Source organism: Psychrobacillus sp. FSL K6-4615, from assembly GCF_038008225.1.
GTDB lineage: Bacteria > Bacillota > Bacilli > Bacillales_A > Planococcaceae > Psychrobacillus > Psychrobacillus psychrotolerans.
Window position 1 is genome coordinate 1,689,874 of sequence record NZ_JBBOYQ010000001.1, and the last position, 15,448, is coordinate 1,705,321.

21 protein-coding genes are annotated in these 15,448 nt (G+C 35.2%); 14 read left to right on the forward strand and 7 right to left on the reverse strand.

The window, feature by feature from the left end; translation table 11 throughout:
* The first annotated feature begins 12 nt into the window (after positions 1-12).
* The 4 genes from MKX53_RS08130 (at position 13) to MKX53_RS08145 (ending at position 4,076) form a co-directional block, all read left to right on the forward strand.
* Positions 13-963 carry a branched-chain amino acid ABC transporter permease gene (locus MKX53_RS08130; protein ID WP_093534476.1) on the forward strand — a complete coding sequence of 317 codons (951 nt, stop codon included), beginning with the start codon at positions 13-15 and terminating at the stop codon, positions 961-963.
* The gene (locus MKX53_RS08135; protein WP_340762194.1) at positions 953-1,741 is read left to right on the forward strand and encodes an ABC transporter ATP-binding protein; all 789 of its coding nucleotides are present in this window, start codon (positions 953-955) and stop codon (positions 1,739-1,741) included. The genes MKX53_RS08130 and MKX53_RS08135 overlap by 11 nt, the downstream gene beginning before the upstream one ends.
* Positions 1,734-2,441, forward strand: coding sequence for an ABC transporter ATP-binding protein (locus tag MKX53_RS08140; RefSeq protein WP_340913296.1), 708 nt, complete (start codon positions 1,734-1,736; stop codon positions 2,439-2,441). The genes MKX53_RS08135 and MKX53_RS08140 overlap by 8 nt, the downstream gene beginning before the upstream one ends.
* A 147-nt stretch (positions 2,442-2,588) precedes the next feature.
* Positions 2,589-4,076, forward strand: coding sequence for a sensor domain-containing diguanylate cyclase (locus tag MKX53_RS08145; protein ID WP_340913297.1), 1,488 nt, complete (start codon positions 2,589-2,591; stop codon positions 4,074-4,076).
* Between the two features lie 25 nt (positions 4,077-4,101).
* Here the strand turns inward: MKX53_RS08145 and MKX53_RS08150 are convergent, their stop codons facing one another.
* Entirely contained in the window at positions 4,102-4,479 is a 378-nt protein-coding gene (locus MKX53_RS08150; protein WP_340910502.1) for a hypothetical protein, read from the reverse strand.
* A gap of 87 nt (positions 4,480-4,566) precedes the next feature.
* On the opposite strand from MKX53_RS08150, the gene MKX53_RS08155 reads away from it, so the two are divergent.
* Positions 4,567-5,013: an OsmC family protein gene (locus MKX53_RS08155; protein ID WP_340910504.1), complete on the forward strand. Its 447-nt coding sequence runs from the start codon at positions 4,567-4,569 to the stop codon at positions 5,011-5,013.
* Between the two features lie 137 nt (positions 5,014-5,150).
* On the opposite strand, the gene trhA is transcribed toward MKX53_RS08155, so the two are convergent.
* The gene (gene trhA / locus MKX53_RS08160) at positions 5,151-5,798 is read right to left on the reverse strand and encodes a PAQR family membrane homeostasis protein TrhA (RefSeq protein WP_340910506.1); all 648 of its coding nucleotides are present in this window, start codon (positions 5,796-5,798) and stop codon (positions 5,151-5,153) included.
* 135 nt (positions 5,799-5,933) lie between these two features.
* Here trhA and MKX53_RS08165 point away from each other — a divergent pair, with 135 nt between their 5' ends.
* The 6 genes from MKX53_RS08165 to MKX53_RS08190 all read left to right on the forward strand — a co-directional run bounded on the left by MKX53_RS08165 (position 5,934) and on the right by MKX53_RS08190 (position 10,235).
* The gene (locus tag MKX53_RS08165) at positions 5,934-6,497 is read left to right on the forward strand and encodes a DUF1836 domain-containing protein (RefSeq protein ID WP_340910508.1); all 564 of its coding nucleotides are present in this window, start codon (positions 5,934-5,936) and stop codon (positions 6,495-6,497) included.
* Positions 6,498-6,499: 2 nt separating this feature from the next.
* Complete coding sequence (locus tag MKX53_RS08170) at positions 6,500-8,017, forward strand: amidohydrolase (protein WP_340910511.1); 1,518 nt, start codon at positions 6,500-6,502, stop codon at positions 8,015-8,017.
* Positions 8,018-8,068: 51 nt separating this feature from the next.
* Positions 8,069-8,377: a DUF4870 domain-containing protein gene (locus MKX53_RS08175; protein ID WP_093534460.1), complete on the forward strand. Its 309-nt coding sequence runs from the start codon at positions 8,069-8,071 to the stop codon at positions 8,375-8,377.
* A 26-nt stretch (positions 8,378-8,403) separates the two neighbouring features.
* Positions 8,404-9,240 carry a type II pantothenate kinase gene (gene coaW / locus MKX53_RS08180; RefSeq protein ID WP_340910513.1) on the forward strand — a complete coding sequence of 279 codons (837 nt, stop codon included), beginning with the start codon at positions 8,404-8,406 and terminating at the stop codon, positions 9,238-9,240.
* 148 nt (positions 9,241-9,388) lie between these two features.
* On the forward strand, positions 9,389-9,589 hold the full coding sequence (locus MKX53_RS08185) for a cold-shock protein (RefSeq protein WP_093534456.1): 201 nt from the start codon (positions 9,389-9,391) through the stop codon (positions 9,587-9,589).
* 172 nt (positions 9,590-9,761) lie between these two features.
* Positions 9,762-10,235: a hypothetical protein gene (locus MKX53_RS08190; protein ID WP_340910515.1), complete on the forward strand. Its 474-nt coding sequence runs from the start codon at positions 9,762-9,764 to the stop codon at positions 10,233-10,235.
* A 42-nt stretch (positions 10,236-10,277) separates the two neighbouring features.
* Here MKX53_RS08190 and MKX53_RS08195 read toward each other — a convergent pair whose 3' ends face one another.
* Positions 10,278-10,676 carry a reverse transcriptase-like protein gene (locus tag MKX53_RS08195; RefSeq protein WP_340910518.1) on the reverse strand — a complete coding sequence of 133 codons (399 nt, stop codon included), beginning with the start codon at positions 10,674-10,676 and terminating at the stop codon, positions 10,278-10,280.
* Between the two features lie 116 nt (positions 10,677-10,792).
* On the opposite strand from MKX53_RS08195, the gene MKX53_RS08200 reads away from it, so the two are divergent.
* Positions 10,793-10,978, forward strand: a complete 186-nt coding sequence (locus MKX53_RS08200) for a zinc-finger domain-containing protein (protein ID WP_093534450.1) — start codon at positions 10,793-10,795, stop codon at positions 10,976-10,978.
* Positions 10,979-11,018: 40 nt separating this feature from the next.
* Here the strand turns inward: MKX53_RS08200 and MKX53_RS08205 are convergent, their stop codons facing one another.
* From MKX53_RS08205 to MKX53_RS08220, 4 genes are all read right to left on the reverse strand, one after another.
* On the reverse strand, positions 11,019-11,222 hold the full coding sequence (locus MKX53_RS08205; protein WP_093534448.1) for a cold-shock protein: 204 nt from the start codon (positions 11,220-11,222) through the stop codon (positions 11,019-11,021).
* Positions 11,223-11,424: 202 nt separating this feature from the next.
* Positions 11,425-11,637 carry a spore coat protein gene (locus MKX53_RS08210; RefSeq protein ID WP_340910520.1) on the reverse strand — a complete coding sequence of 71 codons (213 nt, stop codon included), beginning with the start codon at positions 11,635-11,637 and terminating at the stop codon, positions 11,425-11,427.
* Positions 11,638-11,732: 95 nt separating this feature from the next.
* Positions 11,733-12,161, reverse strand: a complete 429-nt coding sequence (locus tag MKX53_RS08215; protein WP_340910522.1) for a spore coat protein — start codon at positions 12,159-12,161, stop codon at positions 11,733-11,735.
* Between the two features lie 37 nt (positions 12,162-12,198).
* Positions 12,199-12,705: a spore coat protein gene (locus tag MKX53_RS08220; RefSeq protein WP_093534444.1), complete on the reverse strand. Its 507-nt coding sequence runs from the start codon at positions 12,703-12,705 to the stop codon at positions 12,199-12,201.
* Positions 12,706-12,920: 215 nt separating this feature from the next.
* On the opposite strand from MKX53_RS08220, the gene MKX53_RS08225 reads away from it, so the two are divergent.
* The gene (locus MKX53_RS08225) at positions 12,921-13,553 is read left to right on the forward strand and encodes an HD domain-containing protein (RefSeq protein WP_340910525.1); all 633 of its coding nucleotides are present in this window, start codon (positions 12,921-12,923) and stop codon (positions 13,551-13,553) included.
* Positions 13,550-15,430 (forward strand): ABC-F family ATP-binding cassette domain-containing protein, encoded by a 1,881-nt coding sequence (locus MKX53_RS08230; protein ID WP_340910527.1) that lies wholly within the window; start codon positions 13,550-13,552, stop codon positions 15,428-15,430. Before MKX53_RS08225 ends, MKX53_RS08230 begins: the two co-directional genes overlap by 4 nt.
* Positions 15,431-15,448: the final 18 nt, after the last annotated feature.

Consider the following 15,448-nt stretch of genomic DNA (forward strand, 5'->3'; position numbering starts at 1 on the left):
TGATACATAATTATGAAAAAGTCAAAACAGTTTTGGCTATTTATTATAGCTGCAGTATTGGTTTATGCAGTGGTTCAATTTTTTATTGCAAATGGAACGATGAATCAATTTTATTCTAATACATTTATATTTATAGCTATCAACATAATTTTAGCGGTCAGCCTACATCTAGTAATTGGAATTACGGGACAATTTTCTATAGGTCATGCTGGTTTCTTAGCGGTAGGAGCATATATCTCAGCAATTGTAACGATGAAATTGGATTTGCCTTTTATCGTTGCTATTATTGTCGGAGGAATGGTTGCTGCTTTAGCGGGACTAATTGTCGGTATTCCGAGTTTGAGATTAAAAGGGGATTACTTGGCAATTGCAACACTTGGTTTTGCAGAAATTATTCGCATTGTATTTTTGAATATTGACTATGTTGGTGGGGCTGCAGGAATGCAGGTTTCACATTTGACGACTTGGACATATGCCTTTGTTTGCCTTGTCATCACCATTATAGTAATCGTCAACTTTACTAATTCAAGGCATGGGATAGCTGCAATTTCTGTTAGAGAAAATGAAATTGCTTCTGATGCGATGGGGATCAATACTACTTATTATAAGGTAGCTGCATTTGCGATTGGCTCCTTTTTTGCTGGAGTTGCAGGTGCTTTGTATTCTCATAACTTTTATATCATTCAACCAAGTCAATTTGGATTCTTAAAATCTTTTGATATTTTAATATTTGTTGTTCTTGGTGGGTTAGGAAGTCTTTCCGGTGCCGTACTTTCCGCAATTTTATTGACGGTTGTTTCCACGTATCTTCAAGGATATCCTGAAACACGAATGATTATTTATAGTCTTGTATTAATTCTTGTTATGCTTTATCGTCCGAAAGGCTTGATGGGTACGATGGAAATTACGGATTATTTCAAGCTTTGGAGAACGCCAAAAGGAGGCGATCAGCATGGAAAATAAACCTTTACTGGAAGTGAAAAATGCTGGCATTCAGTTTGGTGGTTTAAAGGCAGTACAAAACTTAAACCTAAAGTTGAACCAAGGAGAACTTGTCGGATTAATCGGCCCTAATGGAGCTGGAAAAACTACAAGCTTTAACTTATTGACTGGTGTCTACGTACCTACTGAAGGGGATATATTATTTAATGGGGAAAGAATAAATGGACTACAGCCTTTTAAAGTTACGAGAAAAGGGATAAGTAGAACATTTCAAAATATTCGTCTCTTTAACGAGTTAACTGTATTAGATAATGTAAAAGTTGCTTATCACTCTCTTGCTACCCATTCGATGTTAAGCTCTATTCTTCGACTACCTTCTCATTTCAAAGGGGAGAGAGAGATGGAAGAAAAAGCATTAGAATTCCTAAGGATTTTTAAATTGGAGAAATATAAAGATGAACTAGCCAAAAATCTTCCGTATGGTCAACAAAGAAGATTGGAAATTGCTCGGGCATTAGCAGCAGGACCTCAGTTACTATTATTAGATGAACCTGCAGCAGGTATGAATCCACAGGAAACACATGACTTAATGAATCTAATTGGATTTGTTCGTGAAAAATTCGATTTAACTATTTTGTTAATCGAGCATGATATGAATTTAGTAATGGGCGTTTGTGAAAGAATATATGTACTCGATCATGGTCAACTTCTTGCGGAAGGATCACCAGAAGAGATCCGTAACCATCCTAAGGTTATAGAGGCTTATTTAGGGGAGGAAGTTCACGATGACAATGCTTAAAATAGAAAATATAGATGTGTTTTACGGTAATATTCAAGCACTCCGTGATGTTTCCATTACTGTTAACCAAGGAGAAATTGTTTCATTGATTGGCGCTAATGGGGCAGGGAAAAGCACGCTGCTAAAAACTCTTTCTGGTTTGCTGAAACCTAAAAAAGGCAAAATAGAATTTCTGGATAAATCGATTTCAGGCAAACAAGCACAATCGATTGTGAAGGCTGGAATTTCCCATGTTCCAGAAGGAAGACGTGTTTTTGCGAATCTAACAGTTGAAGAAAACTTAGAATTAGGCGCATTTCTTCGAAAAGATAAACAAGGTATTCATGAAGATATGCAAAAAGTGTATGAAATCTTCCCGAGGTTATTAGAACGTAAGAAACAACATTCTGGAACTCTTTCAGGGGGAGAACAACAGATGTTAGCGATGGGAAGAGCGATTATGGCAAAGCCTAAACTAGTACTATTAGATGAGCCTTCTATGGGGCTTGCTCCTTTAATGGTAAAAACAATATTTCAAGTGATTAAAGATATTAATAATGAAGGTACTACCGTTTTGTTAGTCGAGCAAAATGCTAATATGGCTTTATCAATTGCAAACCGTGGTTATGTTATTGAAACCGGAAGAGTAGTACTTTCAGGGTCAGCGCAGGATTTACAAAACAGCGCAGAAGTTAAACTTGCCTATCTGGGTGGGCATTAATAGTAAACTACGACTAGATATAGTCGTAGTTTTTTTTGTTCTAATGTTATATGATAGTTATTAATTATTAATTAGGATTGTTTTTTTAAAAGGAGTGTTTTATTGAAAACTTTAAGATTTTGGATTATATCACTTATATGTTTTACTATGTTTGGAATAATATTTAGTACGCTAACTTCCAGTTATTTTGTAACTAAAGAAAGCTTGATAGAAAACTCTCTAGAGCAAAATAGGGTGTACTCTATGAAATTGGCGCAATTGTCAGATGAATCTTTTTCTAATATGCAAAGCAATTTGGAAGCTCGGAAGTCTGATGTTGTTAAGAACATGGACAACCCCATTATAATCACAAGCATACTAGAACAATTAAATATAAGTGGTAAAAACTTCAACTCTTTATCTGTTATCAATAACCAAGGAGTCGTCATTGCAACTACACCGAATCTTGGAATTGTTGGGAGCGTAATTACCTCGTCAGGTGTAAATGAAGCTATCTCGAGGAAAGAGGCATTTATTTCTAAACCGTATTATGCTCAAACGGGTAGATTATTAATACTAATTACTACTCCATTGTTTGGAGGCGGTGGGGAGTATTTAGGGATGCTAAATGGCACGGTATATTTGGAAGAAGGAAATTTTCTCCATAATATTCTTGCTGAACATTATTCGGAAGATGGTTCTTATGTATTCGTGGTTGACGGGAATGGAACTTTAATCTATCATCCGGATAAAGGTAGAATTGGACAATCTGTAGAAACTAACCTTGTTGTTCAGAAGTTAATGGAAGAGAAAAGTGGCGCTCTGCAGATAGATAATACACTTGGAAAGAAATTTCTTGCGGGTTATACATATATAAAGAAAAGTGACTGGGGAGTCGTCTCTCAGACCCCGTTTAGTAGTGCCGTTAAACCTTTATCTGGAATTATGTTTACGATATTTACTATTTCTTTGCCGTTAATTCTTATAATTATTGTTATTGCATTTTACGTCTCAACGAAGTTAGCTTCCCCATTACGAAAGTTAGCCATTTATACTATGCGTGGAAAAGATGATCGCGAGTTATCCTTAGACATTCCTACATGGTATTTTGAGGCTAAACAACTGACAGAAACAATAGATAATTATAGAAAAAAACAAGAAGAAACGGTTGATATTATGAAGGCTTTATCAGTTACGGACTCATTGACAGGGTTGAAAAATAGAAGATATGCTGATTTTTTGCTCGATGAATTAGTGAATAATAATATCGCTTTTTCATTAATCATGATAGATATAGATCATTTTAAAAAAGTTAATGATGAATTTGGGCATCTTGCTGGGGATCAAGTTCTCCATTTTGTTTCCAAAAGTTTGAAGAACTTATGTAGTGATCAAGACGAGTGTATTCGACTTGGAGGAGAAGAGTTTATCATTATACTTCCAAAAAAGGATATTCAGGAAGCATATATTTTGGGTGAACGTTTAAGAAAAACGGTTAAAGATTCGATCCCGCCTATTCAGAAAAAAATTACAATTTCTCTAGGAGTTGGTGAGTATAAACAAGGTGAGAATATAAACGCAATTATGCATAGGGTTGACTTAGCTCTTTACGAAGCAAAATCCAATGGGCGTAATATTACCATAATGGCAACATAAAAAACGAGCAGAAAGGATGTTGTATTTAATCCTTTTGCTCGTTCTTTTTTAGTAAATAATAGATAGCTTCCACAATTAGCCCGATTACAAATCCAAAAGCAGTGAAGATGAACAAGGAAAGAATTCCCGCTAAGTCACCAAATTCCTTGGGACCAGTAATAAAAGAACGATACATTTCAAAAAATCCAATGAATAATCCAATAGCAAAAATATAAAATGTTTTGTGCAATTTATACAATAGCAAGGAACCCGCTAATACGCCGATTACTACGGAAAATGCAGCGAACGCAAGCACATTCATAATAACTAAGTCTTGACCAAGTACATATCTAACTCCTAAAATGAGTAAAAACATGGAAATAAAAATAATGGAGATTGCAATTTTGCCATAATTCTTTAACAATAAATTCGCCTTCTTTCCCTAACTAATCATACTGGAACATGATGATATTTCCAATAGAATATGCAAAAAACGAGAGGATTGATAAATATGGTAGAACATTATTTTCATTTAAAAGCGGATTGGCCAGGTAATCGTAATGATATAGGAACGATTCAAGCACAAAATCTCCAAACAAAAATTTCGATTCCATTAGATATGGATGGCCCTGGGGAAGGTACCAATCCAGATGAAATGCTGCTAGGAGCGGCAACGACCTGTTATATTATCACACTTGCTGCCATGCTCGAGAGAAGTCGTATAGAAAAGACATCCCTTGTTGTAGAATCATCAGCTGTAGTAGATGTAACCAATGGCATTTTCACATACAAAAAAATAATCCATCGACCAACTTTAGTGATAGTGAATGAAAAAGATTCCAAAATGGCCACACGTTTACTATTGAAAGCAGAGGATACTTGCATGATTAGTAGAGCTCTTAGAGGGAACGTGGAAATAGAGCTTGAACCAACTTTGCTTGTAGGGAAAGTGAAATAGGTAAAGAAACCTAAACCAAGGGAATACTTATTTTTCGTAAAGCTTATCACTTTCACCGAGTGATGAGCTTCACGAAAATCAATTTTTGAAAATATAAAATTATGAATTTCTGAAGCTAAACTAATAGTAAAATTTCATTACAATACATAAGCATAAACACAAATGAAGTGGCACAATGTCCCTAACAATATAAAAATATGAAATATTTCATGAAATCCTAATTTCTTTATAAATGGAATGTTTGGTTTTACCCCGTAAATAATTCCTCCAATAGTATAAGAGATCCCTCCCAAAATCAGATAAAGTAAACCTGTAGACCCTAGTGATTCTGCTAAAGTAGGCGCTAAGAAGATAATCATCCACCCCATGCCAATATAAATCGCAGTAGAGACCCATCTCGGGCAGTCAAACCAGATCATTTTAAAACAAATACCACTTACTGCTAATAATCCAATTATAATAAATAGAACATAGCCAGCAGTGTTATTTAATGTAATCAGACAAAATGGAGCGTATGTACCTGCGATTAAAATATATATCATGGAATGGTCTAAGCGTCTTAAAAACTTTATATTTCGGGCATCTCCTATCCACCAGTGATATGTAGCGGAAGCTGTATATAGCAAAATCATGCTAACTCCAAAAACAATAAGTGCAGTTAAAGTTAAGGGGGAACTATTATTTTCTATTCCTTTTACTAACAATAGTAGTAATCCCGCTAGCCCAAATAGTGCTCCAAACAAGTGTGAAAGACTATTAAAAGGCTCTCTTATATATGTATTCATTTAAATTACTCCTATCTCTATATATAGTTTTAATAACTACATATAAATATATTGCTATTACACCACTTAGTCAAGGTTTACGTTGGATATTTAATAAGTTATGATAAACATAATGTATTGACAGGAGGTACGGTAATGAGTAAATCTGAAGACATTGCTCAAAAGTTAGATTTAGAGTCCACCATTCATGAAGATGATATTCCCATTATTGACTTGTATATGGACCAAGTGATTCAGTTATTTGATGCAAAGTATAATGACACTTTGCGCAATGAAGAGGAAAAAGTATTAACTAAAACAATGATCAATAATTACGCAAAGGGAAAGTTGTTTATCCCTATAAAAAATAAAAGATATTCTAAGAAGCATATAATGTTGATCAATTTGATCTATCAGTTGAAAGGTGCTCTTTCTATTAAAGATATTAAATCAGTGTTAGAGCCACTAAATGATAAAATGGAATCAGAGGATTTTCTTTTAGAGAAATTTTACAGGTCATGGATTATAATTCAACAAAACAATGCCCAAAACTTCCTAGAAGAGATGAAAACCCATGAGATTGTAGTAGAAAATCAGGAGGCAGATGAAAACGATCAACTTATATTACTAATTGCTTCACTTTCCAATATGAGTAATGCTTATCGAAAAGCAGCAGAACTATTAGTTGATGAATTGAACGAACGTAGAAAGGGGACATAACAGTGAAGACATTATGGACAAATGGGAAGATTTTCACGATGAAATCTGAAGGGGATTTCGTCGAAGCAGTATTAGTGGAGGATGGGACCATTATTAGTACAGGTTTCAAAAAAGATCTCCTCCCATTAGCAGATCAAATGGAATCCTTAGATGGAAGTGTCATGTATCCTGGGTTTGTAGATAGCCATATTCACTTAATCGGTCATGGTGAGAAATTATCTTATTTAGACTTATCTAGTTTTACCTCGATTAGTAAAATAAAAGAAGCGATAGTTGGTCATATTCAGAACAAAGAATGGTATGTGACGGAGGGCTGGGACGACAATAAATTGAAAGAAGGGCGCCCATTAACTTGTATGGATATCGACTTCATTGAGGAAACGGCTGTAGTGCTTAAACGAGTATGTCGACATAATCTGGTAGCGAATTCAAAAGCTATGAGATTAGCAGGTATTTCGAAAGACACTCCAAACCCTACTGGTGGAATAATCGGTAAAGATGAGAGGGGGGAACTAAATGGACTGTTTTATGATGAGGCACAGCGATTAATCACAGATTATATACCATCACCCACTACTGATTATTTAAAGGAAATTATTACTTCTAGTATTGAGGATTTGCAAACGAAGGGGTTAACCGGTGTCCATTCGGAAGACATGGCTTATTACGGGCACTATAATATTCCTTTACAAGCATACCGAGAAGTTGTAAAAAGTGGATTTAGAGTTCATTTATTACGTCATCATGATGTTTTTGAACAGATGCAGGATGAAGAGGAATCGGCTTTTATCGAATTCGGAGCGATGAAAATATTTGTAGATGGTTCGCTTGGTGGTAGAACAGCATTATTGTCTGAGGATTATGCAGATAAACCGGGAGAAAGAGGAATAGAGGTTCATAGCCCAGAAAAGCTAGAAGACTTAGTGAAGCTAGCTCGTAGGTATAAGGAGAATATAGCAGTTCATGTTATAGGAGACGAAGCTGTTGAAAAAGTATTAGACTTAATCGAAAAGTATCCTGTGACAGTTGGGAAAAAGGATCGGTTAATACATGTTAATGTTTTACGTGTGGATCTAATTGAACGTATGAAAAAGCTTTCCGTTATATTGGATTTACAACCAATATTCGTAGCTTCGGATTTTCCTTGGGCAACAGAACGACTTGGAACTACTCGCTTACCCTGGGCATATGCTTGGAAATCATTACTCGATGAAGGATTAGATTGTTCAGGAGGATCTGATTCACCTATAGAACTAGCTGACCCTTTGCTAGGAATTGAAGCAGCAGTTAATAATGTTCACTTACCCCAACAGGCTTTAACGGTATACGAAGCAGTATCCTTATATACATCAGGTAGTGCAAAAGCAATTGGAAGAGAAAATAGCCGAGGATTCATATTGCCAGGGTATGATGCGGATTTTACTATTTTAGATAATGTCCTTGAAAAGGGAAATATTCTATCTACTAAAATAGTGCAAACAGTTATTGCAGGTGAAAGTGTTTATAAAATTCAAAAATGAAACTATTTAGCTAGTATAGTCGTATAATTATGAAGAAAGGAGTGAGTGAAAATGGAAAACACAGGTTTGAAAATCTTGCTACATGCAAGTACATGGTTTGCCCCTTTTCTAGTTCCATTTATATTATTTTTAGTAGTAAATGATGAAGAAATTAAAAAGCTTTCCATACAAGCGGTTCTGTTTCAACTAGTTATGGCTGCATTATTGACAGTTTCTTTCTTTTTAGTTTTTATCTTAATTGGTATTCCGATGCTAATCATTTTTGGTATAATGGCATTTGTAGTTCCGATTATTGGAATTGTTAAAGCGATTACAGGAGATAGCTTCAATTATCCTATTGTAGGATCATGGATAAAGTAAGTGTCTTAACATAAAGGGGAATTAGAATGACTACTAGAATCGGTATTGATGCAGGTGGAACATTAACAAAAATTGCTTATTGGGATGAATTTAATGAGATGGACTTCAAACGGTTTCGTTCATCTGATTTCCATAAAGTGAAGGACTGGATTGACTCAAATCATCCGAATGCTTCTATCTGCGTCACTGGTGGTCGTGCGGAGCAATTAAAACGATATTTAAATACTAACAAGGAAATACCGTATATCGTCGAATTTGATGCGACAATGAATGGTGTAATGTATCAAATGCAGAGCGGATCTAACCAACCCGAGGCTGCAATTATAGCAAATATTGGAACAGGTACTTCTATACATATTATGCAAGAAAGCTCCCATAAAAGATTGGGTGGTACAGGCATTGGTGGGGGGACTCTTCTAGGTTTGGGTATGGCTTTGACAGGTATATCCGATTTTGATGAAATTATCAACCAATCACGGGATGGTAAGAGGACTGCCATAGATGTTTTAGTAAGCGATATTTACAAAGATAATAAGCTACCGATAAAAGGCACTTTAACGGCAAGTAATTTTGGTGGTATTTCCCTTAATAACAGTAATAATACTAGCCCTTCCGATTTGCTAGCGGGTGTTCAAGGAATTATTGGAGAAGTCGTTGCATCTCTTTGTATCCAAGTCGCAGATGCCCATCACGTGGAGGATATTATATACATAGGCACCACACTCGAGGACAATGAATTACTCCAGCAAATCATTGAATCCTATACGGTTTTAAAGCTGAAAAAACCGATCTTTTTAGACCACCACGGCTATAGTGGAGCGATTGGAGCATTGTTAGAATACACTAAAAAATTTCATGTCTAATTGTTGCATTATCTGATAATGCATGGTATATTTAAAGAGGATTATTTTTGTTCGGTTAGTAAGTAAGTGGCAACACTTTTACTTAACAGTGTTGAGCAAGGATAGTAACACAATGTATGCAGATTTTGCATACGAGGAGGATATACACATGGAACAAGGTAAAGTAAAATGGTTTAACTCAGAAAAAGGATTCGGATTTATCGAACGCGATGGCGGAGACGACGTATTCGTACATTTCTCAGCTATTCAAAGCGAAGGTTTCAAATCTCTTGATGAAGGTCAAGAAGTTACTTTTGAAATCGAGCAAGGTCAACGTGGCCTTCAAGCTACTAACGTAGTTAAAGCTTAATTAAACCTAAAACTTAACTTTACAGGCTCTCATTAGAGAGTCTGTTTTTTTGTGTTTGTCTAATTTCATCTAGGGAACAGTAAGCTATTATTTTGGTTCATATGCTATGATTATAGTAATATTTTGAATAGGACTAAAAATGTTATCGAAAATAGAATAGGATGATAATCATATGAAAAAATGGAAAAAAGAGATTCTCTTAAATGTACCAATCGAATTCGCTTGGCCTTACTTTTACGGGAATATAGCCAAGAAGAAAAAAATATTTCCAAAAGTAATTGATGAGGTAATAGTTCAGCAAACAGAATCTATCGTGGGTACGATGATAAAACAAAGCTATCAAAATGGCTCTTTAACGGAAGAATACGAAGTGACGATTAAAAAATATACAAATGAATCCAATTATAAAGCATTTCAAGAAAGCTTTATTCTTAATAATCGCTTCAAAATAACAACGGAATATGAATTAGAAAGCCAAAGTGACAAAGTGACGAAATTCATTTATACTTCTATAAATAAACCGAAAAACCCACTACTTTCTGTTTTTCAATTATTTGGGAGTGATGAGGTTATTGTGAATTTTATGAATAAAACTAAGGTGGAAATCGAATTAGATTTTGAGCAAACACAACAAGAGGAAGTATAATAAGATGAGTATTAATCGAATATAGTTAAAAACAACTGCCTCTTACTTTTTAGGCAGTTGTTTTAATACAGCATCTCTCGCAAGTGCATGGGCTGCTTTGTTTTGGTCGTCTGGAATCCATTTTATAAAGAAAAGGTCAAATGTATCGGTTATGGCTAAAATTTTCTCTAAAATAGCTGCAAATTCTGGATTCTTTGCGTATCTTTTTTCAACTGCAGCGCAAACGATTTGCGAATCTGACCTTGCAGAGACAATAGAGGGGGAAAGTTTTTTGGCTTCTTCTAACCCTCTTTGTAGCGCTATAAATTCAGTAGTATGGTTGGAATACTCTCCAATGAATTCACTGAATCTCAGGTGATGTCCTTCGCCTTTAATGAACACACCTATACCACTTGGTCCTGGATTGCCAGTGGTCGAACCGTCAATATATACTTCTAACATGATGATCACCTTTTTTAATAAAGTCATGGATATATCTAGTTTGATGGAATGCGGGAATAGTTACACATAAAAGAAACATAATAGTACAATTGTGAAATAGTGAGGAGTAGTGATTTATGAAAAATACAGAACTAATAAATGAAATTGATAATTTATCCGATACTTATTGTAATGGTTGCTTTATCCGAACGCAATTACGAAAAGAAAGCGGTAAAACAATTGCTTATAGATTTTGTATAGAACAATGTACGGTTGGTGAAAGTATTAAACAAATCGGAAGTAAACTAAAAGGTTCAAAATAAAAAAAGCCCCACGACTATTTTGCCGCGGGAAGAAGCGTTTCTATTCGTTTTTTATCACGTTTGCAGCTTGAGGTCCACGGTTTCCTTCAATTATTTCGAACGTTACTTGTTGTCCTTCATCTAATGCTCGAAATCCATCACCTTGAATTCCTGTAAAATGGACAAATACATCTTCTCCATCGTTATATTCGATGAAACCATACCCTTTTTCATTATTAAACCATTTTACTTTCCCCTGTTGCATAAACGTTCCTCCCTTAATCCACTAAGAATTCTATAAATGGATACATAAACTATACTTGAATTGTCAGTCTTCGTCAATAATATGTCGAATTTTCACATAATTTATGGATTTTACTCAAATAGTTTTATAACTAATAGAAGTACTTATGGGAGTAGATAATTTAACTGGAATTATAAGGTCACGGAAGTATTGTGAATAGTTATTATAAGTTCTTTTTTTCCGTAGGTTGTTCAGTAAAAGTATTTACTTGCTTTGTTAAATCTTCTACTAAATCTTTTAGCTGCTGTTTTTGATGATCTGTTAATTTTTTTTTGATGTTTTCGGGATCAATACCATTTCTTCTAAGGGTATCATCTACTAGAAGGTCAATCACCTTGTTTGAAATATTTATTGGTTTTTCAGGTAAATTACTCAAGTTGTTCACTCCTTCATTTAAAATTAGCTGCATATTAGCATATGCAGCTTTAGGGGAATTGAATAGTTTAAATGATTGGTTATAACCAATTGACATTAAAGAATATCTAGTTTTGCAACGATTGCTACTAGAATTTGAAGCATTGCCTGGATATTTACTGCCAAATCGGTATCGGTAGTTGTTACAGATATATTTCTAGAGCCTTCAACTATCGTAGTTTGGACGTTTCTTTGTTTTGTTTTAATAAATTGATTTAGTTCTTGGGTTACTGCTCTTCCTTGGTCAGAATCACCGATAGTAACACTGATTACAGCTGCAATAGCTGCTTGTATTCCAAGTTGAAGAGAGATGGCTACTTGTGTATCTGTCGTACGTATTTCTACACCTTCCGAATCCTTTACGATAATTCGTTCGAAGGATTGTTGTTTCGTAGATACTACTTGTTTTCCGTCCTGTTCTACATCACTGCCTTTATTACTCGGATCATCGCAATGATCTAAAGCTCTCCATTTTTTTTTCTCCATTGTGTTTATTCACCTCTTTTGTTTATAATTTTTTTGATTAAAGAATATCCAATCTTGCAACTAATGCCAATAAAACTTGTAACATAGCTTCGATATTAACTGACAGGTCCGTATCAGTAGTGACAATATTGACGTCTTTTGAATTGTCTACATAAATTTTCTGTTTGTTCGTTTGCTCATCGTTAAACTGTTGGAATAATTCTTGTGAAACAGTTTGACCTTGAATAGAATCGCCAATTGCTATACTAATAACTAGTGCTATAGCAAGTTGTAATCCAACTTGCAGTGAAACTGCTGCTTGTGTATCTGTGGTTTGAACGGTTACGTTACAAGAATCTTTTATCCATATTAATTCGTCAGACTCTTGTTCAACAGACGAAAACTGACCGCCGCCTTGGAAAACGGTTGTATCCTCGCTATTTTCAGTGGAATCCCAGCTGTTTTCTTCTTCCCCTTGCTCCCAACGATGATTATTGCATCGTTTACACTTTTTTGGTGGCTCTTCACATTCATACTTACAATGTGTGCATTTCCAATGACTCATTTTATAATCTCCTTTCTCTTTGTTAGCCAGATTGCAATATTAATTACAACCGGCTTTCTATAACATATGAGCTTTTTAAAAAGAGACATAGTCTATTTGACTAGACTAATAAAACTATTTTAGCTAGGTGTTAGTAAAATAAATGCAAATAGTACAGTAGAGCAGCTTTATTGTATATAATAGAGAAGGCGAATCAGACCTGAGGAGATACAAAGATGAATTCTATTGAGCAATGTGAGAATTTAGTTAAAGAAGTGTACATGCACTTTGATGCAAGTCACGACTTTCAACATATAGAAAGAGTACGTAAAAATGCTTTTGATATTGCAGATAGTGAACCATCTGCAAATAGAGAGATAATTGAGTTGGCTGTATTACTCCATGACGTGAGTGATCCAAAATATTCAACAGAAGAAAAGCTTGAAGAAGAAAGAATTATAAAACAGCTGAACTTATCAGATGATAAAATAGCTCATGTAAAAGAAGTGATCAAAGCAGTCTCCTTTAGTGGAGGTCATGAAGTAGAAGCGAAGACGATAGAAGCGAAAATAGTACGTGATGCGGATAGACTGGATGCTATAGGAGCAGTAGGTATCGCCCGCACATTTGCTTTTGGCGGGGCAAAAGGTAGACTATTATATGATGCATCTGAAACACCACGAGATAATATGTCCGTAGAAGAATATCGCACGAAGGAAACAGCCTCGGTAACACATTTTTATGAAAAACTATTAAAGCTATCTGAAGGAATGCAAACCAAAAAAGGAAAAGAGCTTGCAGTCGAGCGTCATGCCTTCATGGAACTATTTCTACAAAACTTACGTAAAGAAACAGGTGAACAACTATGAGTCATTTAATCATATCTAATTTAACAAAAACAGTTGGGGAAAAAACTCTATTCGAAAATATTGCCTTTACTATTAACAACCAAAATAGAGCGGGCTTAATAGGTATAAACGGTACAGGTAAATCTACTTTTCTTTCTATAATTGCTGGCGAATTAGAAGCGGATTCTATTGAACGAGATCATCCGAACAAATATCGTGTGGCATACTTAGAGCAACAGCCAACATTTGAAAAAGATGAAACAGTGATTCAAACTGTATTTGGTGGAGATTCTCCTATATTAAAGATTAACCGTGAATACGAGGAAGCTTTGTTGGCATTAATGGAGAACTCCGATTCGACGGAACTTCAAAATACGTTGATGGACTTACAACAAAAAATGGATGATTATCAAGCGTGGGATGTCAATTCATTGGCTAAAACTGCTCTAACAAAGTTAGGTATAACGCAGTTTGAAGAATCTATCCTGCATCTATCTGGAGGTCAACAAAAAAGAGTAGCACTAGCAAAAGTGTTAATCGAACCAGCGGACCTTTTACTATTGGACGAACCTACAAACCATTTAGACAAAGAGTCAACGGATTGGTTACAGGATATGCTACAAAGAGTAGAAGGCTCAATCATATTTGTAACGCATGATCGATACTTTTTAGATACAGTGGCAACTCATATTTACGAGCTTGCAGACAAGACTTTATATACCCATACAGGAAATTATGCAGATTATTTAGAGTCAAAAGCATTACGAGAAGAAATGAACGCTTCCTCTCAGCAGAAACTTCAAAATTTATATCGTAATGAATTAAAGTGGATTCGTAGAGGTGCAAAAGCAAGATCTACTAAACAAAAGGCAAGAAAAGATCGCTTTGAAGAGATAGATGCAAGTTTAGACCGTGACAATTCATCACTCAATTTAGAATTGGAAATGGTTACAACTCGACTTGGAAAACAAGTGTTAGAAGGTAAAGATATATCTAAAAGATTCGACACTAAAAATATCGTAGAGGATTTCTCGTTCTTGTTACAAGCGGGCGATCGTATTGGTATAGTAGGTCCAAATGGTGTAGGGAAAAGTACACTTCTTAAAATGCTTGCCGGTGATATCCCTATGGATTCTGGCGAAATTATAAAAGGTTCAACAGTTAAGTTGATGCATTTTACGCAGCAGTTACCCGAACTGAATCCCCAAACAAGAATGATCGAATATGTTCGGGAATCATCTGATTTAATAGAAACTGGTTCTGGGGAAAAATTCTCTGCAGCGCAAATGTTGGAACGCTTCTTGTTCCCATTAAACACACATGGTACACAGATAGGGAAACTTTCAGGTGGAGAAAAGAAACGATTAGTACTTTTAAAAATGTTAATGGAGCAGCCGAATGTTCTATTCTTGGATGAGCCTACTAATGACTTAGATATCCAAACATTGTCTGTATTAGAAGACTTTATGGAATCTTTTCCAGGAGTTATTATTACCATTTCCCATGATCGTTTCTTCCTAGACCGCATTGCTAAAAAACTATGGCTATTAAATGGGGATGGAACTGTAACTGAGTGGTTAGGGGTATATTCTGATATGCTTGATGCTCCGAAAACAACTCCAAAGGAATCTTCGAAACAAATAGTAGAAGAGATTAAAGTGGAAATCCCGAAGGAAAAGAGAAAATTTTCCTACAAAGAACAAAGAGAATGGGAAACTATTAGTCAAGATATTGAGAAAGCAGAACAGTTAATCGAGCAATTAGAAGGCAAAATGCAAGCTGCTGGCGCTGATTTTACTTTACTGCAAGATATAACAAACCAATTAGCTGATGCTAACGCCAAATATGAGAAACTTATTGAAAGATGGTCCTATTTGGAAGAAATAGCATCTTCTTAACTTTACTTAATGGAGGTA

Excerpts from the sequence above, each read along its gene's own strand:
- MKX53_RS08130 (WP_093534476.1), top strand. The coding sequence starts at position 13 with ATGAAAAAGTCAAAACAGTTTTGGCTATTTATTATAGCTGCAGTATTG.
- MKX53_RS08135 (WP_340762194.1), top strand. The coding sequence starts at position 953 with ATGGAAAATAAACCTTTACTGGAAGTGAAAAATGCTGGCATTCAGTTT.
- MKX53_RS08140 (WP_340913296.1), top strand. The coding sequence starts at position 1,734 with ATGCTTAAAATAGAAAATATAGATGTGTTTTACGGTAATATTCAAGCA.
- MKX53_RS08145 (WP_340913297.1), top strand. The coding sequence starts at position 2,589 with ATGTTTGGAATAATATTTAGTACGCTAACTTCCAGTTATTTTGTAACT.
- MKX53_RS08155 (WP_340910504.1), top strand. The coding sequence starts at position 4,567 with ATGGTAGAACATTATTTTCATTTAAAAGCGGATTGGCCAGGTAATCGT.
- trhA (WP_340910506.1), bottom strand. The coding sequence starts at position 5,798 with ATGAATACATATATAAGAGAGCCTTTTAATAGTCTTTCACACTTGTTT.
- MKX53_RS08165 (WP_340910508.1), top strand. The coding sequence starts at position 5,934 with ATGAGTAAATCTGAAGACATTGCTCAAAAGTTAGATTTAGAGTCCACC.
- MKX53_RS08175 (WP_093534460.1), top strand. The coding sequence starts at position 8,069 with ATGGAAAACACAGGTTTGAAAATCTTGCTACATGCAAGTACATGGTTT.
- coaW (WP_340910513.1), top strand. The coding sequence starts at position 8,404 with ATGACTACTAGAATCGGTATTGATGCAGGTGGAACATTAACAAAAATT.
- MKX53_RS08185 (WP_093534456.1), top strand. The coding sequence starts at position 9,389 with ATGGAACAAGGTAAAGTAAAATGGTTTAACTCAGAAAAAGGATTCGGA.
- MKX53_RS08190 (WP_340910515.1), top strand. The coding sequence starts at position 9,762 with ATGAAAAAATGGAAAAAAGAGATTCTCTTAAATGTACCAATCGAATTC.
- MKX53_RS08195 (WP_340910518.1), bottom strand. The coding sequence starts at position 10,676 with ATGTTAGAAGTATATATTGACGGTTCGACCACTGGCAATCCAGGACCA.
- MKX53_RS08200 (WP_093534450.1), top strand. The coding sequence starts at position 10,793 with ATGAAAAATACAGAACTAATAAATGAAATTGATAATTTATCCGATACT.
- MKX53_RS08205 (WP_093534448.1), bottom strand. The coding sequence starts at position 11,222 with ATGCAACAGGGGAAAGTAAAATGGTTTAATAATGAAAAAGGGTATGGT.
- MKX53_RS08215 (WP_340910522.1), bottom strand. The coding sequence starts at position 12,161 with ATGGAGAAAAAAAAATGGAGAGCTTTAGATCATTGCGATGATCCGAGT.
- MKX53_RS08220 (WP_093534444.1), bottom strand. The coding sequence starts at position 12,705 with ATGAGTCATTGGAAATGCACACATTGTAAGTATGAATGTGAAGAGCCA.
- MKX53_RS08225 (WP_340910525.1), top strand. The coding sequence starts at position 12,921 with ATGAATTCTATTGAGCAATGTGAGAATTTAGTTAAAGAAGTGTACATG.
- MKX53_RS08230 (WP_340910527.1), top strand. The coding sequence starts at position 13,550 with ATGAGTCATTTAATCATATCTAATTTAACAAAAACAGTTGGGGAAAAA.